Origin of the sequence: Mesorhizobium sp. NPDC059025 (assembly GCF_042739655.1) — a bacterium.
Classification (GTDB): Bacteria; Pseudomonadota; Alphaproteobacteria; order Rhizobiales; family Rhizobiaceae; genus Mesorhizobium.
On the sequence record NZ_JBHYIM010000014.1, the window covers coordinates 65,279 to 81,617 of the forward strand.

Genomic DNA, 16,339 nt, shown 5'->3' on the forward strand with positions numbered 1-16,339 from the left:
ACCAGTTCGCGTGATTGCCGCTATTCTGGGCTACAGAAGCTTTTTCTCGGGCACTCCCTTGGGCGACATCTTTTCCCGCATCGATCATTCGCGCACCGCCGACGAGGTGGTGGCGCAGATCGAGGCCCTGATCCTGGAAGGCGTGCTGCGCCCGGCCGACCGGCTGCCGGGTGAACGCGACCTCGCGCGCCAGTTCGAGGTGTCGCGGCCGATCCTGCGCGATGCGCTGAAAGCGCTGGAGACACGCGGCCTGCTGACGACGCGGCACGGCGGCGGCACCCATGTCGCCGACGTGATCGGCCAGGTGTTCTCCAAGCCGGTGATGGAGTTGATCTCCTCCCACCGCAAAGCCGCCGCCGACTATCTTGAATACCGCCGCGAGATCGAGGGCGTCGCCGCCGAATATGCGGCCCGGCGCGCAACACCGGACGACCTTGCCCTGCTCGACCGCATCATGGCGCGCATGGACGAAGCGCACCGCACCGGAGACTTCCAGCACGAAGCCGACATCGACGTCGAGTTCCACAACGCCGTCGGCGAGTGCGCGCACAACATCATCCTGCTCCACACCTTGCGCTCCTGCTACCGCCTGCTGTCGGAAGGCGTGTTCCAGAACCGGCTGCTGGTCTTCACCCTGCCCGGCGCGCGCGACGAACTGCTGGCGCAGCACCGCGCCATCCATGCCGCCGTCACATCGGGCAACCCGGCGGCGGCACGAAAGGCGGCGATGGACCATATCACCTATGTCGAACGCTCCATGGTGGAAGCCGAACGCAGCGGCGACTGGCAACGCGTGTCGCGGCTTCGGCTGAAACAGCGCGGCGGGGACGCGAAACAGCGTGACGGGGAACCCGGCCGCAGGCGCAACGAAACGGACGCGGCGGCACGCGAAACCGGGAAAGCGGAATGAGCATGCTTCTGACAATCGACGATCTCAAGAACCAGGCGCGCCGGCGCGTGCCGAGGATGTTCTTCGACTACGCCGATTCCGGCGCGTGGACGGAGAGCACCTACCGCGCCAACGAAGAGGACTTCGGCAAGATCAAGCTGCGCCAGCGCGTGCTGGTCGACATGGCCAACCGGTCGCTCGCCTCGACCATGATCGGAGAGACCGTCTCGATGCCGGTGGCGCTGGCGCCGACCGGCTCGACCGGCATGCAGCATGCCGATGGCGAGATGCTGGCCGCACAGGCGGCCGAAGAGTTCGGCGTGCCGTTCACGCTGTCGACCATGAGCATCTGCTCGATCGAGGACGTCGCCTCGGTGACCAAGAAGCCGTTCTGGTTCCAACTCTATGTGATGCGCGACAAGGATTTCGTGCTCAACCTGATCGACCGGGCCAAGGCGGCCAGATGTTCGGCGCTGGTGCTGACGCTTGACCTGCAGATCCTGGCGCAGCGCCACAAGGATGTGCGCAACGGCCTGTCGGCCCCGCCGCGATTGACCCTGCCGAACCTGATCGACATGGCGATCCGGCCCGGCTGGTGCCTCGGCATGCTCGGCACCAAACGCCGCACCTTCCGCAACATCGTCGGCCATGTGAAGGGCGTCGGCGATCTTGCCTCGCTGTCGTCCTGGACGAACGAGCAGTTCGACCAGACCCTGTCGTGGGACGACGTCGAATGGATCCGCCAGCGCTGGGGCGGCAAGCTGATCCTGAAAGGCATCCTCGACAAGGAAGACGCGGTGCTGGCGGCCAAGACTGGCGCCGATGCCATCATCATCTCCAACCATGGCGGCCGCCAGCTCGACGGCGCCCCCTCCTCCATCGCGGTACTGGAAGAGATCGTCGACACTGTCGGCGACCGCATCGAGGTCCACATGGATGGCGGTATTCGTTCCGGGCAAGATGTGCTGAAGGCGCTGTGCCTCGGCGCAAAGGGCACCTATATCGGCCGTCCGTTCCTCTACGGGCTTGGGGCGGCCGGAAAGAAAGGCGTCACGCTGGCGCTGGAGATCATCCGCAAGGAGCTCGACCTGACGCTGGCGCTGTGCGGCAAGCGCGACATCAAGGATGTCGGCAAGCACATGCTTTACCGCTAGCGCACTTCCGCTATCTTCAAACTACCGAGCCGAAACGCTATCTTGCTGTCTTGGCGCATCCCGGTCCGAATATCTCTGATCAGCAGTGGCCTCCCAGGCGCTGACTTGCTAGGGTCTCGATGGGCAATGGAGACATGCTGATGGGGCGAATAGACTTCGTGTTTCGTAAGCTGGCTTGGATGGCCAACTCAGGCTCGTCACATCACGAAGCGCGGTTTGAAAAGGCGCAGGCCTTCTTGAAACCAAAGACAAAAAAAGGTCGTGAACGCCGCGATGCATTCTTCGAAAAATACCGCGGCCAAGTGCGCGGCAGCGCGCTCGTGCTCGTAGATAACGAAGGCAACCGGAGCGTCATCTAACGAAGCGTCACAAAGCCTCCCGCCGAAGAATCGTTATCTCCCTTTTGCCGCATCCTTGTCCAAAAGTTCCGCGACTTTCGCTTTGCTGACCTTCGGTTCGGGATCATAATTCAGCGCTCCCGAACCCATCTGAAAGCAGCTTCTCCTTTGACCGACGGTATCCATTTCCTCGACGCCCGCGCGCCGGACGGCATGCGCCTTTACGCCATCGGCGACGTGCATGGTCGGCTCGACCTGCTGTCCGGCATGCACCGGACCATTGCCGCCGAAATCGAGCGCGACCGGCCGACCGACTGGCGCATCATCCATCTCGGCGACTATGTCGACCGCGGCCCGGACTCGAAAGGCGTCATCGATTTCCTGATCACCGCGCAGCAGCGCGATCCACGCATCATCGCGCTGGCCGGCAACCACGATATCGGCTTCCGCGACTTCCTGGCCATGCCGGACGCCGATGGGCTGTTCGCGCGCTATGGCGGCCGCGAGACGGCACTGTCCTACGGCGTGGCGATCGACTTCGCCGATCCGGCCTCGCTCGAACAAGGCTGGAAGGATCTCGTCAGCGCGGTGCCGCCCGAGCAGAAACAGTTCCTGCACGACCTGCCCTATTCGGTTTCGTTCGGTGATTTCTTCTTCTGCCACGCCGGCGTGCGTCCCGGCATCGCGCTCGACCGGCAGGCGCATGACGACCTGATCTGGGTCCGCTCCATCTTCCTCGATCATCCCGGGCTTTACGAAAAGGTCATCGTGCACGGCCACACGCCGCAGTCGGAAGCCGAGCTGATGCCCAACCGCGTCAATGTCGACACCGCCGCCTACCAGAGCGGCAGGCTGACGGCACTGGTCGTCGATGGTGCGGACAAGCGGATAGTGACTGAAGCCGCGTAGCCTTTTCCTGCCCCCTCACCGGATCATCGGGTAGCACGGTGTTCCCTTCTCCCCTTGTGGGAGAAGGTGGCCGAGCCCCGGCGGCTTTGCCGCCTCATTCAGTTTCCGGAAAACATGATCCTTGGCCTTGCCGATTGCCGCATCCAGATCATCACCCAAGGCCAGCCCGGCAGCGATGGCGCTGGCCAGCATGCAGCCGGTGCCGCGCATGCTGGTATCAAGACGGGACGCCTCGAAGCGTGACGGTTTCTGGCCAGCGCGCAGGAGAAGGTCGACTGAACGATCGCCTTCGGCATGACCGCCCTTGACCAACAAGGCTGCAACGCCGCTTTCGAACAGCGACCCCGCTTGTCCAATGATGCCAGCCTCGTCTGTCGCAACCGGTTTGCCGCTCAGCAGCGCCAGTTCAGGCAGATTGGGCGTGACGAGCGTGCACAGTGGCATCAGCCGGCGTTTCAGCACCTCGACCGCATCCATTGGCAGCAGCGCGCGGCCTGATGTCGAGGCCAGGACAGGATCGAGTACCACCGGCAGCGGCAGGCGGCTGGCCAATACGGAAGCAACGGTGGTTACGGCATCCACACTGCCCAGCATGCCGATCTTGACCGCGGCTATCGCGTTGGAAGCAAAGGCGGCGCGCATTTGCGCGGCGATCAGGTCGGGCGGCATCTGCTCGACCCGCTCGACGGCGCCGTGGGTCTGCACGGTCACGGCGGTGACCGTGAGGCAGGCGCGCAGGCCGAACGTCGCGACCGTCTCGACGTCGCGCGCAATGCCGGCGCCGCCGCTGGAGTCCGTACCGGCGGCGACCAGCACATGCCGGTCGGGCGTCACCGCCATGATGCCGTGGCCGCCAGCCATTCGCGGGTACGCGCCTCCGGATCGGCATTGCGGGTGATGTCGGTGACGACGGCGGCACTGTCGGCACCTTGCGCGAAGACACCCGGGATGCGCTCGACGGTCAATCCGCCGATGGCGACGAGGGGCAATTCACCCGCCCGGCGTTTCCATTCGGCGATGCGGTCGAGGCCTTGCGGTGCCCATTTCATGGCCTTCAGGATGGTTGGATAGACCGGGCCCAACGCGACATAGTCGGGCTCGGCCGCCAGTGCGGTTTCCAGTTCAGGATGATCGTGCGTGCTCAAGCCCAGTTTCAACCCGGCCCGGCGGATCGCCCCGACATCGGCTTCGGCCAGATCCTCCTGGCCGAGATGGACGAAGTCGCAGCCCTCGTCGATGGCGAGTCGCCAGTAGTCGTTGACGACGAGCTGGCAGCCATGGCGTTCGCAGATTGCCCTGGCGGCACGGATTTCGGCGCGTAGCGCCTCGGCGGGCATGTCCTTGACGCGCAGTTGCAACAGCTTCACGCCAAGCGGCACCAGCCGCTCGATCCAGGCGGCGGAATCGACGATGAGGTAGAACGGGTCGAGTTTCATGAGAAGGCTGCCATGCCGATGACGGGGGTGGAGGGAACGGCCATGTCGCGCGGTTCGAGCGGACCGGCAAGGCAGGCTTCCCGCCCTGCCTCGATCGCCTTGCCGAAGGCGCCTGCCATCGCCACCGGATCGCCCGCCCTGGCGACGGCGGTGTTGAGCAGCACGGCGTCGTAGCCGAGTTCCATGACTTCGGCCGCGTGCGACGGGCGGCCGATGCCGGCATCGACGATCAGCGGCACATTTGGGAAATGCCCGCGCAGCGAGCGCAGTGCATCGACATTCTGCGGCCCGCGCGCCGAACCGATCGGCGCGCACCACGGCATCAGCAGTCTGCAGCCGGCTTCCAGCAATCGTTCGGCCACGACCAGGTCGTCGGTAGTGTAGGGAAACACCTCGAAGCCATCATCGCTCAGGATGCGTGCCGCCTCGACGAGGCCGAACACATCCGGCTGCAAGGTGTCGTGGTTGCCGATGACCTCCAGCTTGATCCAGTTGGTTGCAAAGACCTCGCGCGCCATCTGCGCCGTGGTGACGGCCTCCTTCACCGAATGACAGCCGGCGGTGTTGGGCAGCACGCGCACGCCGAGTGACTGGATCAGAGACCAGAACTGCCCGCCGGTCCTGCCGCCGGCGCTTTCGCGACGCAGCGACACCGTCACGATCTCGGTCTTCGCAGCCTTGACCGCATCGGCCATGATCGCCGGCGACGGATAAAGTGCGGTGCCAAGCAGCAGGCGCGACGAGAACTGCTGTCCATAGAGTTCGAGCATGGCTTCACCCTCCTTTCATCGGCGACAGGATTTCGATGCAATCGCCATCGGCGATCCGGCAGGTCTCGCGTTCCCTCGCCGGCACCACTTCGCCGTTGAGCGCCGTTGCCAGCCAGCCGCCTGCATAGTCGAGTTCGGCGAGCAGGCCCGCCAGCGTGCCGGCGTCGACCTCGCGGCTTTCGCCGTTAATGATGAGCCGCATCGGCAAGCTCCCTTTGCGAATTGAAGATCAGTTCGGACGCCTGCCGTGCCATTGCCGGCGCCAGCAGAAAGCCGTGGCGGTAGAGGCCGTTGATCGAGACCCGGTTTGCGTCGCGGCTGACGCGCGGCAGGTTATCGGCGAAGGCTGGACGCACGCCGACACCGGCCTCGACGATCTCGGCTTCGCCGAAAGCCGGGTGCAGCGCGTAGGCGGCGCCGAGCAGTTCCATCATCGAACGCGCGGTGACCGGTTCATTGGCGTCGCTTTCGATCATCGTCGCGCCGACCATGAACAGGTGATCGGCGCGCGGCACGACATAGACGGGGAAGCGCGGGTGCAGCAGCCGGACGGGGCGCGCCAGCGAGACATCGGGCGCATGCAGCAGGAGCATCTCGCCGCGCACGCCGCGCAGTCCCGGGACGCTTGCTGCGATGCCGGTGCAGTCGGCCTCGATGTCGACGGTTTCCGGAACCCGCACCGCGCCATAGCCGAATTCGAAGCGCACGCCCATGCCGACCAGCCTGTCCTTGAGCGCAATCAGGGCACGACGAGGATCGAGATGCGCTTCCTCGCCGAAGAACAGCCCGCGCCGGAACCGGCCGGCAAGATCCGGTTCGAGTGCGGCAACGGCCTCTTCGCCGATCGCCGAAAACCCGGCCGTGCGTCGCGCGAAACGGTCGAGCTCGCCCGCGTCCCGCGCCGGAGCCACCACCAGCGTGCCGGCGCGCACGACATGCCCCGGCAGCACGGCATCCCACCAGTCGAGCGCCAGGCGGCCGAGCGTCACGACCGCCTCCTCCGCGCTCTCGCGCTCGCACCAGGGCGCCAGCATGCCGCCGGCAGCCCAGGACGCGCTGCCGGCAAGGCGATGCCGCTTTTCGATGACGGTGACGTCGGCGCCACGCGACGCCAGCTCGAGGGCCAGCGTCAGCCCGGCGACGCCGGCTCCCTTGACCAGCGCTTTCATGGCTGGTCGGCCCCCGCCTCCGATGCTTCGAAGGAAGCAGCCACATCGACGGTGTCGACGGAATCGAGCGGCAGGTAGAGATCGCCACCGACGCGGAACTTTTCCGCCATCGCCGCCATGCCCTCCTTCTGCGCTTCGGCACGGATGTCGTGGGAGATGCGCATGGAGCAGAATTTCGGCCCGCACATGGAGCAGAAATGCGCCACCTTGTGCGCTTCCTTGGGCAAGGTCTCGTCGTGGAACGCACGCGCGGTTTCGGGATCGAGCGAGAGGTTGAACTGATCCTCCCAGCGGAACTCGAAGCGTGCGCGTGACAGAGCGTCGTCCCTAACCTTGGCGGCGGGATGGCCCTTGGCGAGGTCGGCGGCGTGGGCGGCGATCTTGTAGGTGATGACGCCGACCTTCACGTCGTTGCGGTCGGGCAGGCCGAGATGCTCCTTCGGCGTCACGTAGCAGAGCATGGCGGTGCCGAACCAGCCGATCATCGCGGCGCCGATGCCGCTGGTAATGTGGTCGTAGCCCGGCGCGATGTCCGTGGTGAGCGGCCCGAGCGTGTAGAATGGCGCCTCACCGCAGACGGCGAGCTGCTTGTCCATGTTCTCCTTGATCTTGTGCATCGGCACATGGCCGGGACCTTCGATCATCACCTGGCAATCCCTGGCCCAGGCGATCTGCGTCAACTCGCCCAGCGTCTCCAACTCGGCGAACTGCGCCGCATCGTTGGCGTCGGCGATCGAGCCTGGCCGCAGCCCGTCGCCCAGCGAGAACGACACGTCATAGGCGCGACAGATATCGCAGATCTCCTCGAAGTGCTCGTAGAGGAAGCTTTCCCTGTGATGGTAGAGGCACCACTTGGCCATGATCGAGCCGCCGCGGCTGACGATGCCGGTGACGCGGTCGACGGTGAGCGGAATGTAGGGCAGCCGCACGCCGGCATGGATGGTGAAATAATCCACCCCCTGCTCCGCCTGCTCGATCAGCGTGTCGCGAAACACCTCCCAGCTGAGGTCCTCGGCAACGCCGCCGACCTTTTCCAGTGCCTGGTAGAGCGGCACGGTGCCGATCGGCACCGGTGAATTGCGCAGGATCCAGTCGCGGATGTTGTGGATGTTGCGGCCGGTGGAAAGGTCCATCACCGTGTCGGCGCCCCAGCGGGTCGCCCAGACCATCTTTTCCACTTCCTCGGCCATGGACGAGGTGACGGCCGAGTTGCCGATGTTGGCGTTGATCTTGACCAGGAAATTGCGGCCGATGATCATCGGCTCGGCTTCCGGATGGTTGATGTTGGCCGGGATGATGGCGCGACCACGCGCCACCTCGTCGCGCACGAATTCCGGCGTGACATAGTCGGGAACCGCCGCGCCGAAACTCTCGCCGTCGCGCTGCAGTTTGGTGTGCACCGCCTGGCGGCCGAGGTTCTCGCGGATGGCGATGAATTCCATTTCCGGCGTGATGATGCCGGCGCGCGCATAAGCGAGCTGGGTGACGGCGCGTCCGTCCCTGGCCCGGAACGGCTGGTTGCGCACCGGGAATTCCGGCGTCAGCCGCTCGCCGGAGACGAAGCCATTGTCCTCCGGCTTGACCAGGCGGCCCTCGTAGCGCTCGACATCGCCGCGCGCCACGACCCATTCCTCGCGCAGGCGCGGCAGGCCGCGCTCGATATCGGTCTGCACGCTGATGTCGGTGTAGGGGCCGGAGGAATCATAGACCGTGACGGGTGGCTCGCCGGCGGTGGGATGCACGGAAATTTCGCGCATCGGCACGCGCAGGCCGGGATGGATGACGCCCGGCTTGTAGACCTTGCGCGATGCCGGCAATTCGCCAACGGTGACGGTCGGGGTATGGATATTCATGAGCGAGCCTCCTCGAGTGACGGAGACCCAGTTCGCGCATGAGGAGGAAGTGACGCTTCGCTGAATGGAATACGGGCATTCTTGCCCGAAACCGAAGCCGAAAAATGCCGGCCCGCGAAGTGTTCCCACCGTCCCTACGCCAGTATGAACTGGATCAGGTTCAACGGGTCACTGCGCGTTACAGCAGTATCTCAGCCCCTTGTCGGGACCCCCCTGGTGAGCCTCAAGGGTGGACCTCAAGCAGGCTTTTTGTCAACAGGGGTTTGAGCAGAAGGCAAGAGGACGCCAGCGCTGGACGCCCTCGGCCTTTGCGCGAAATGCGATCAGCTGAACCGGCGTTCCGCTCCATTTCCTTGTTTTGTCGTGCGATCTCAATCCGAAAGGTCTGCTACTTTTCGAGATCGTGCCCTAGGGCAAACGAAGGTTGTTTCCCTGCGCATCGAACACGTGCGGGGCTGTGGAAAAGGACAGCGGCAGCGTGTCGCCGGAACGAACCGCCGTGCGCTCCTGCGCCGGCACGATCAGCGCGGTGCCGTCCGGGGCCACGGCATAGATGAGCGTGGACCCGCCCAGATTTTCGGTGATTTCCACCCTGGCGCTGAACACCGGATTCGCGGCATCGATCCTGATGGCTTCCGGACGCAGGCCGAGCGTGACCTGGCTGCCCGTTTCCAGCGGCCGTGCAAACGGCCCGGGAATGGATTGCGGTCGCGAGAAAGCCGGGCAAGCGACCTGCATCCCATCCGCCGAAATGCTTTCCACCTTGCCGGACAACAGGGTCATTCGCGGGCTGCCTATGAAGCCGGCAACGAAGAGATTGGCCGGATTGTCGTAGAGGTCGATGGGGGTGCCGATCTGTTCCACCAGGCCGCCACGCAGGACGACAATCCTGTCCGCGAGCGTCATGGCCTCGACCTGATCGTGCGTGACGTAGATCATGGTCGCCCCGATCTCGCGATGGATCTTGGCGATCTCGACACGCATCTGGGTGCGCAGCTCGGCGTCCAGATTGGAGAGAGGCTCGTCGAACAGGAATATCTTGGGCTTGCGCACGATGGCGCGGCCGATGGCGACACGCTGGCGCTGGCCGCCGGAGAGTTGCTTCGGCCTGCGGTCGAGCAGCGGCTCGATCTGCAGGATGCGGGCGGCCTCCGCGACACGCGCCTTGATCTCGGCCTTCGGCACCTTGTTGATCTGCATGCCGAAGGCGATGTTGTCGAAGACCGACATGTGCGGGAACAGCGCGTAGGACTGGAACACCATCGCGACATGGCGATCGGCCGGATCGGCATGGGTCAGATCCTCGCCGTCGATCGAGATCGTGCCCTCGCTGGTCTCCTCGAGGCCGGCGATCATGCGAAGCAGGGTCGACTTGCCGCAACCCGAGGGGCCGACGAAGACGACGAACTCACCCTTCCCGGCCTCGATCGACACTCCCTTGACGACCTGAAGGGAGCCGAACTGCTTGGTGACGTGATCGATCCTGAGAAAGGTCATGGGGTCGAACTGCTGCTCCGGTTGTTTTGCGAATTGCCCGCGATGCGGCGCCGCTCAGCCGCGTGCCCATGCGGGCAGCCAATCGCCATGCGCCGCGATCAGCCTGTCGACGAGGGTCCATATCTGGTCGAGATCGAGCTCGGCCGCGGTGTGCGGATCCATCATCGCCGCATGGTAGATATGGTCGCGGTTTTCGGTCGTCAGCGCCCGGACGGTGAGTTCCTGCACGTTGATGTTGGTGCGGATGAGCGCCGTCAGTTGTGGCGGCAGATCGCCGACGACGGTTGGCTGGATACCGTTTGCATCGACGAGGCAAGGCACTTCCGCGACACAATTGGCCGGCAGCGAAGTGATCGAGCCGTTGTTGCGCTGATTGCCGTAGATGATCGACGGCTCGCCGGTCCAGACCGAATTCATGATCGAGGAGGCGTATTCGTGGCTCTCCTTGATGTCGATCGTGCCGGCGCCTTTCAATGTCTTGGATTCCTCCTTCCAGCGGGCGATCTGCTCGACACAGCGTTTCGGATATTCATCGAGCGGGATGCCGAATTTCTCGATGAGGTCGGCACGGCCGTCCTTGATGAAATAGGGCGTGTATTCCGCGAAGTGCTCGGAGCTTTCGGTGACGAAATAGCCGAGCCGCGTCAGCATTTCATAGCGGACCCTGTTCGGACAGCGCGGGTTCCAGTGGCTTGGTTTCGGGAAGCGCCCTTCGCGATAGCCCTGCACGAGGTCGGGATAGAGGTTGCGATGGCTGCCGTCCGCCTGGCGATGTTCGAAGGTGAGGAAGAACGCCATGTGGTTGATGCCCGCGGCGCGGTAGCGGATTTCCGAAACCGGGATATCGAGATCGCGCGCCAGTTCATAGGCAGTGCCCTGAACGGAATGGCACAGCCCCACCTGCCGGATCGAAGGATATTTCTCGGCGATCGCCCATGTGTTGATCGCCATCGGATTCACATATTGCAGCAGGATCGCGTCGGGGCAGACCTGCAGCATGTCCTCGCAGATGGCCCACAGATGCGGCACGGTGCGCAGGCCGCGCATGATGCCACCGACGCCGAGCGTGTCGGCGATGGTCTGGCGCAGGCCGAATTGCCTGGGGACCTCAAAGTCGGTCACGGTGCAAGGTTCGTAGCCGCCGATCTGGAAGGCGACGACGACGAAATCCGCCCCTTCCAGGGCCTTGCGCTGGTTGGAGTGAGTTTCAATGGTCGCATTGGCGCCAAGCGCCTGCACGAGCTTGCCGGCGACGACCTCGCTTTCCTGCAGCCGCTCGGGATTGATGTCCATCAGCGCGATCACAGCATTCTTGAGCGCGGGGCGATACAGCACATCGCCGATGATGTTCTTCATGAAAACGGTGGAGCCGGCTCCGATGAACGTGATCTTTGGGCGTCGCATTGCGGGTTCTCGATAAGATGAGGGGGATTGTGAAGGGTCCTCCGGCGTCCGGAAAGAACGCCGGAGGAAGATCCTGCCGCGGGAGGAAGCGCGTCAGGAGTTGGAGGCTCGGTACCGGTCCGGCTTCATTGTCGGAGCGTGATCTTATCCGAAAACCGGGTTCCACTTTTCGGGATCACGCTCAGAGCATGCCATTCGCCTGGTCGTTGGCTTCCTTGAGGACGGCCGCCGGATCGCCCTTGCCAAGCAGGATGTTCTCGATGGCCGTCGTCAGGATCGCCGAAATCTCCGAGGCGCGATCCGAGATGGGGAACGGGAAAGTGGTTTCCGGCGTTGCCAGTTGGACGAAGGCAGACACATCAAGTCCCTTTGCCTTATGGGCTTCCTCGGCCGCTTTTGCTGCTTCGGGACGAGCCGGGAAAACGACCCCGGATTTGCCGACGATGGTCTGGCAGTCCGATCCGCCGAGATATTTCACCCATTTCCAGGCTTCGTCCTTGTGCTGGGATCCGGACCAGATGCTGTCGGACAGACCGTTGAACATCGAGCGGCGGCCTTCAGGCCCCTGCGGCAGCGGCGCAAAGCCGAACTCGGCCTTGGAGGTGTCGCGATAGGAGGAGATGTTCCACGAGCCATCCGGAACGATGGCGGCCTTGCCAGCCGCGAAGATCGCGGTCGCGTTCAGCCTGCCGGTCTGTTCCTGGCTGAGCGCGTAGCCCTTCTTCAAGGCCAGGTCGCGCATCCAGGTCAGCGTTTCGACAAGCGCCGGGCTGTCATAACCATATTGTTTGCCCCACGGCTTATCGATCGGCTTGAAGCCGTCGGAGACAGCCAGGAAGCTCCATTGCGTCTGGCCGTAGCCATCCACAGTGTTGGTTGCCCAGCCATAGACGGCAACCCTGGACTTGTCGAAACCGGCTTCGTTACCGCGCTTGCCGTTCTGGTCCACGCTGAGGCGCGCAACGACCTTTTCGAGGGAACCGCCGTCTTTCGGGTTCCAGGTGAGGTTCCTGAGCTCCTCCTCGCTGACACCGGCATCAGCGACCATCTTCTTGTTGTAGACGAGGGCAATCGTGTCCCAGTCCTTCGGCAGACCGTATTGCCGGTCGTCCTTGTTCCAGCTTTCGGCGAGACCGGGCAGATAGGCCTTCATGTCAACCTTGTCGGCCGCGATGCGGTCCGACAGGTCATCCATCACCCCGTTCGCCAGGAATTCCGGGAAACGGCTGAGATGGTTGACGAACACGTCCGGCGCGGTGCCGGCGACAAAGGACGTGCTCAGCGTGGTCCAGTAATTGTCCCAGCTGTCTTGCTTGATGTTGATCTTGATGCCGGGATTTTCAGCCTCGAACCTGTCCGCGCACTGGCGATAGACGGGCGCCTGGTTGGCGTCCCACATGGCATAGTTCAGGGTCACGTCCTCTGCCCGGGCAAACGAGGGTGCGAGCGTGGTCAACGCGGTTGCGGCGGCAAGAACGCCTGTCAGGTTTTTTCTCATTGTCTCTCCTCCACTTTATGACCTCACGACTGGCCGGCTATTTCAGGCCGCTCGTCTGGAGCGACTCCACGATCTGCCGGCCGAAAATGATGAGCATGGCGATGACGGGCAGGATCGACAGCATGATCGCCGCCATCAGCCCGCTCCAGTCTGGATTGCCCCTGCCCGTCTGGCTCATGAAATCCGACAGCGCGACCGCCATGACGCGAACGCCGGGATCGCGCCCGACCAGGAAGGGCCAGAAGAACTCGTTCCAGGAATTGATCGACAAAAGGATCGCCAGCGTGGCGATCGGCCCCTTCTGGATCGGCAGTGCGATGCGCCAGAAGATCTGAAACTGGGAAGCCCCTTCCAGCCGCGCCGCTTCATCGAGTTCCTTCGGCGCCGACAGGAAGAACTGGCGCAGGAAAAACACCGCAAAGGGCGTCATCAGGATCGTCGGGGCAACCAGCCCGGCAAAGCTGTTCAGGAGACCGAGCTGCTTGATGAGGACGAAGTTCGGGATGAACAGCACCACGCTGGGGATCATGGTGGCGGCCAGGAAAGCGAAGAACAGCTTGTTGCGGCCCGGGAAATTCATGCGGGCAAAGGCGTAGCCGGCGAGCGCCGAAAAGAAGATCTGCCCCGTGACCGTGAGCGCGGTGTAGATGACGCTGTTTCGCAACGCCAGCATGAAGTCGATCGGCGAGGCACGGAAGGCCGACAGCTCGATCGTCGAGGGCAGGCCCATCACGCGCAGGAAGTTCCCGGGCGTGTAGGCGTTCGGCAGCAGGCTCGAAGCGCTGGTATAGACATCGGCCGGATAGGTGAGGCCGATCTTGAGCGCCATCCACAGCGGCAGCAACGATATGAAAACGAACAGGGCAAGGACGGGATAACCCAGGACGGCCTGCGGGGTGAGCTTCTTCATCGCAGGCCTCAATCCAGATCCGACTGATCTGCCCGCAACACCCGCATCTGCAGCAGCGTGATGAGGATCAGCGTGACAAACAGCACGACGGAAATCGCCGATGCGTACCCCATCTTGTTGAATTTGAAGGCATTCTCGTAGATGTACCAGAGAATGACGCGGGTCGAATTGGACGGTCCGCCCGCTGTCGCGACAGCGACGACGTCGAAGACCTGAAACGAACCGATGAGGCTGGTCACCACGACGAAGGCCAGCACCGGGCGCAGCAGCGGCAGGGTGATGCGCCGGAACATCGTCCACTCACCTGCCCCTTCAAGCCTGGCCGCCTCGTAGAGATGGGCGGGAATCGCCTGCAGGCCGGCATAGAACAGCAGCGCGGTCAGGCCCGTGTGCCGCCAGGTGGAGATGGCGGCCACCGACACCATCGCCTGATCCGGAGAGGCAAGAAATCCCTGCGGTCCGGCACCGAAGAAGGTGAGGAATGCGTTCACGAGCCCCAGGATCGGGTCCAGCATCATCATCCAGACCAGTGCTGCGACCACATTGGAAATCAGATAGGGCGCGATGATGATCGCCCGCAGCCAGACGGCACGCGCCAGCCGGTCCGAAAGCACTGCCAGCAGCAGCCCGAGCACGGTCTGCAGCGGAATGTTGTAGAGGACGTAGGCGAACGTCACCCTGGCCGAATGCCAGAAATTCGCGTCCGAAAGCAGCGTCGCATAATTGCCGAGCCCGACGAATTTCGGGGCGCGCATGAGGTTCCAGTCGGTCAGGCTGATCTCGACGGCGCGAAGTGTCGGCAACAGGTAGAAGATCAGGAAACCGAGAAACGCCGGGGCGACGAACAGATAGCCGACCAGGGCCTCCTTCCGCCGCCTCTGGCGTAGCGACACAGTCCTCGCACGTCCCGACATACGATCTCCACCCAATCGATCATTACACGTGTTAGCCTCCATGAATTTTCATTCCTAACACGTGTTAGTAATGGATAATGATGAAAACCTGTTGTTGTCAAGCCGCGTCTGCGGTTGTAGGTCATGGCAAGGGCGAAGCGACTGAACGCGCTGATGAAAAATCAGCACGACACGAGCGGCCGGAGGCAGAAGATGAATTCCAGCCGTGTGACCAGTCATGACGTGGCGCGCCGCGCCGGCGTATCGCGTGCGACGGTGTCGCTGGTGCTGAACCGCTCGGAAAGCGTGGTCCTCAGCAAGGAAACCCGCGAACGCGTGATGCAGGCCGCGGCGGAACTCGGCTACAAGCCCAATTCAGCCGGGCGCATGCTGGTGAGCGGCTTGACCGAAACCATAGGGCTGGTGGTCTCGGATCCCTCGATCCTGCTGGTCGACCAGTATATTCCGCAGGTTCTCTACGGCATCGAAAAGGCCAACCGCGAAATGGGCTTCCATGTCCTGGTCGAGGGGCTGGAGGCCCATGGCAAAGGCGGCGCCTATGACAATCTGGTGGAATCGCGGCGCATCGACGGGCTGATCGTTGTCAACCCACGCGCCGGCGACGAAGCGCTGATCTCCCTGATCGACAAGAATTTCCCGGTCGTCCTCGTCGGCTCGGTACGCCACCCTTCAGAGGTCTCGGTAACCTTCAGCACGCGCGGGGCGATCAAGGCTGCCGTCGACCATGTCGCCGGCCTCGGCCACAAGCGGATCGGTGCCATAACCTTCTCTCCACGCGGTTTCGTGGCGACCGATGCGCGATTGAGAGCGCTCGAGCGCAGCCTGCAGGAGCATGGGCTTTCGCTGGACGACGATGCGGTGCAGGAGGGCGACTTCAGCGCCGAAAGCGGCCACGCCGCTGCAACCGCGCTGCTGCGGCGCCGCCCGGACATCACAGCGCTTTTTGCGGGCAACGACACGATTGCCATCGGCGTGCTCAACGCGGCACAGGAGATGGGCCGCCGCGTTCCGGACGACCTTTCCATTGTCGGCTTCGACGACCTGCCATTCGCGCGATGGCTGACGCCGCCCTTGACCACGATCAAGACGGAGGGCGTGCGGCAGGGAACGATCGCCGCCCAGATGCTGTTCGCGCGACTGAACCACCGGCCGCTGGAAAGCAACCGTGTACGGCTCGAGCCGGAACTGGTGGTGCGCCGTTCGACGGCGCCTGCACCATCATAGGATTTTCAGGAAAAATGCGCCGGAGCCTGCGAAGCCATCGGCTCGATCCAGGCACCGAAGCGCCTGGACGCACCACCGGCCATGCTTTCGGCCGGGAACGAGCCTGGAAGGCCGGTCAGTGCGAGGCGGAGACGACGCCGTAGCCGTCGACGGCGAGGTGGTTGTTGGCTGCGTCGGCCGAGTAGATACCGAGGCCGCAGATCACGATTGCGGACAGCATGAAGAAGGACAGAAGCGCTGCTTTCACGGAGGTCATCTCAAGTTGAGCCTTCTGTATTGTCCTGCAAAGGATCGGTTACGAATGTGTTGAAACGCACACTTCGTGGCGTTGTTTCCGCACATTCGCGTGTCTGGACGATGCTTGTTTCGGCTTG

At 63.5% G+C, this 16,339-nt stretch carries 17 protein-coding genes and 1 riboswitch; of the genes, 5 read left to right on the forward strand and 12 right to left on the reverse strand.

Going from position 1 to position 16,339, the window contains the following annotated elements:
* Positions 1-58: 58 nt before the first annotated feature.
* The 4 genes from ACFWYE_RS26100 (at position 59) to ACFWYE_RS26115 (ending at position 3,290) form a co-directional block, all read left to right on the forward strand.
* Positions 59-910 carry an FCD domain-containing protein gene (locus ACFWYE_RS26100; protein ID WP_379115096.1) on the forward strand — a complete coding sequence of 284 codons (852 nt, stop codon included), beginning with the start codon at positions 59-61 and terminating at the stop codon, positions 908-910.
* A complete protein-coding gene (locus ACFWYE_RS26105; RefSeq protein WP_379115097.1) occupies positions 907-2,043 on the forward strand; it encodes an L-lactate dehydrogenase in 1,137 nt (378 codons plus the stop codon). Before ACFWYE_RS26100 ends, ACFWYE_RS26105 begins: the two co-directional genes overlap by 4 nt.
* Positions 2,044-2,183: 140 nt before the next feature.
* Positions 2,184-2,402 carry a hypothetical protein gene (locus tag ACFWYE_RS26110; protein ID WP_379062833.1) on the forward strand — a complete coding sequence of 73 codons (219 nt, stop codon included), beginning with the start codon at positions 2,184-2,186 and terminating at the stop codon, positions 2,400-2,402.
* Between the two features lie 192 nt (positions 2,403-2,594).
* The gene (locus ACFWYE_RS26115; RefSeq protein ID WP_379115168.1) at positions 2,595-3,290 is read left to right on the forward strand and encodes a metallophosphoesterase; all 696 of its coding nucleotides are present in this window, start codon (positions 2,595-2,597) and stop codon (positions 3,288-3,290) included.
* Between the two features lie 15 nt (positions 3,291-3,305).
* Here ACFWYE_RS26115 and ACFWYE_RS26120 read toward each other — a convergent pair whose 3' ends face one another.
* From ACFWYE_RS26120 to ACFWYE_RS26170, 11 genes are all read right to left on the reverse strand, one after another.
* Positions 3,306-4,151 (reverse strand): hydroxymethylpyrimidine/phosphomethylpyrimidine kinase, encoded by an 846-nt coding sequence (locus ACFWYE_RS26120; protein ID WP_379115098.1) that lies wholly within the window; start codon positions 4,149-4,151, stop codon positions 3,306-3,308.
* Entirely contained in the window at positions 4,121-4,726 is a 606-nt protein-coding gene (locus ACFWYE_RS26125) for a thiamine phosphate synthase (RefSeq protein ID WP_379115099.1), read from the reverse strand. The genes ACFWYE_RS26120 and ACFWYE_RS26125 overlap by 31 nt, the downstream gene beginning before the upstream one ends.
* On the reverse strand, positions 4,723-5,496 hold the full coding sequence (locus tag ACFWYE_RS26130; protein ID WP_379115101.1) for a thiazole synthase: 774 nt from the start codon (positions 5,494-5,496) through the stop codon (positions 4,723-4,725). Before ACFWYE_RS26130 ends, ACFWYE_RS26125 begins: the two co-directional genes overlap by 4 nt.
* A 4-nt stretch (positions 5,497-5,500) precedes the next feature.
* Positions 5,501-5,698 carry a sulfur carrier protein ThiS gene (thiS, locus tag ACFWYE_RS26135; RefSeq protein ID WP_379062838.1) on the reverse strand — a complete coding sequence of 66 codons (198 nt, stop codon included), beginning with the start codon at positions 5,696-5,698 and terminating at the stop codon, positions 5,501-5,503.
* Complete coding sequence (gene thiO / locus ACFWYE_RS26140) at positions 5,682-6,665, reverse strand: glycine oxidase ThiO (protein WP_379062840.1); 984 nt, start codon at positions 6,663-6,665, stop codon at positions 5,682-5,684. The genes thiS and thiO overlap by 17 nt, the downstream gene beginning before the upstream one ends.
* The gene (gene thiC / locus ACFWYE_RS26145) at positions 6,662-8,518 is read right to left on the reverse strand and encodes a phosphomethylpyrimidine synthase ThiC (RefSeq protein ID WP_379062842.1); all 1,857 of its coding nucleotides are present in this window, start codon (positions 8,516-8,518) and stop codon (positions 6,662-6,664) included. The genes thiO and thiC overlap by 4 nt, the downstream gene beginning before the upstream one ends.
* Positions 8,519-8,631: 113 nt before the next feature.
* Positions 8,632-8,743: riboswitch (TPP riboswitch) on the reverse strand.
* A 183-nt stretch (positions 8,744-8,926) separates the two neighbouring features.
* Complete coding sequence (locus ACFWYE_RS26150; protein ID WP_379062844.1) at positions 8,927-10,015, reverse strand: ABC transporter ATP-binding protein; 1,089 nt, start codon at positions 10,013-10,015, stop codon at positions 8,927-8,929.
* 54 nt (positions 10,016-10,069) lie between these two features.
* Complete coding sequence (locus tag ACFWYE_RS26155; protein ID WP_379062846.1) at positions 10,070-11,419, reverse strand: alpha-glucosidase/alpha-galactosidase; 1,350 nt, start codon at positions 11,417-11,419, stop codon at positions 10,070-10,072.
* Positions 11,420-11,600: 181 nt separating this feature from the next.
* A complete protein-coding gene (locus ACFWYE_RS26160; RefSeq protein ID WP_379115102.1) occupies positions 11,601-12,917 on the reverse strand; it encodes an ABC transporter substrate-binding protein in 1,317 nt (438 codons plus the stop codon).
* 37 nt (positions 12,918-12,954) lie between these two features.
* Positions 12,955-13,827 (reverse strand): carbohydrate ABC transporter permease, encoded by an 873-nt coding sequence (locus ACFWYE_RS26165; protein WP_379115103.1) that lies wholly within the window; start codon positions 13,825-13,827, stop codon positions 12,955-12,957.
* An 8-nt stretch (positions 13,828-13,835) separates the two neighbouring features.
* Complete coding sequence (locus ACFWYE_RS26170; protein ID WP_379115104.1) at positions 13,836-14,741, reverse strand: carbohydrate ABC transporter permease; 906 nt, start codon at positions 14,739-14,741, stop codon at positions 13,836-13,838.
* Between the two features lie 192 nt (positions 14,742-14,933).
* Here ACFWYE_RS26170 and ACFWYE_RS26175 point away from each other — a divergent pair, with 192 nt between their 5' ends.
* A complete protein-coding gene (locus tag ACFWYE_RS26175) occupies positions 14,934-15,965 on the forward strand; it encodes a LacI family DNA-binding transcriptional regulator (RefSeq protein ID WP_379062854.1) in 1,032 nt (343 codons plus the stop codon).
* A 115-nt stretch (positions 15,966-16,080) separates the two neighbouring features.
* On the opposite strand, the gene ACFWYE_RS26180 is transcribed toward ACFWYE_RS26175, so the two are convergent.
* The gene (locus ACFWYE_RS26180; protein WP_165358046.1) at positions 16,081-16,221 is read right to left on the reverse strand and encodes a hypothetical protein; all 141 of its coding nucleotides are present in this window, start codon (positions 16,219-16,221) and stop codon (positions 16,081-16,083) included.
* Positions 16,222-16,339: the final 118 nt, after the last annotated feature.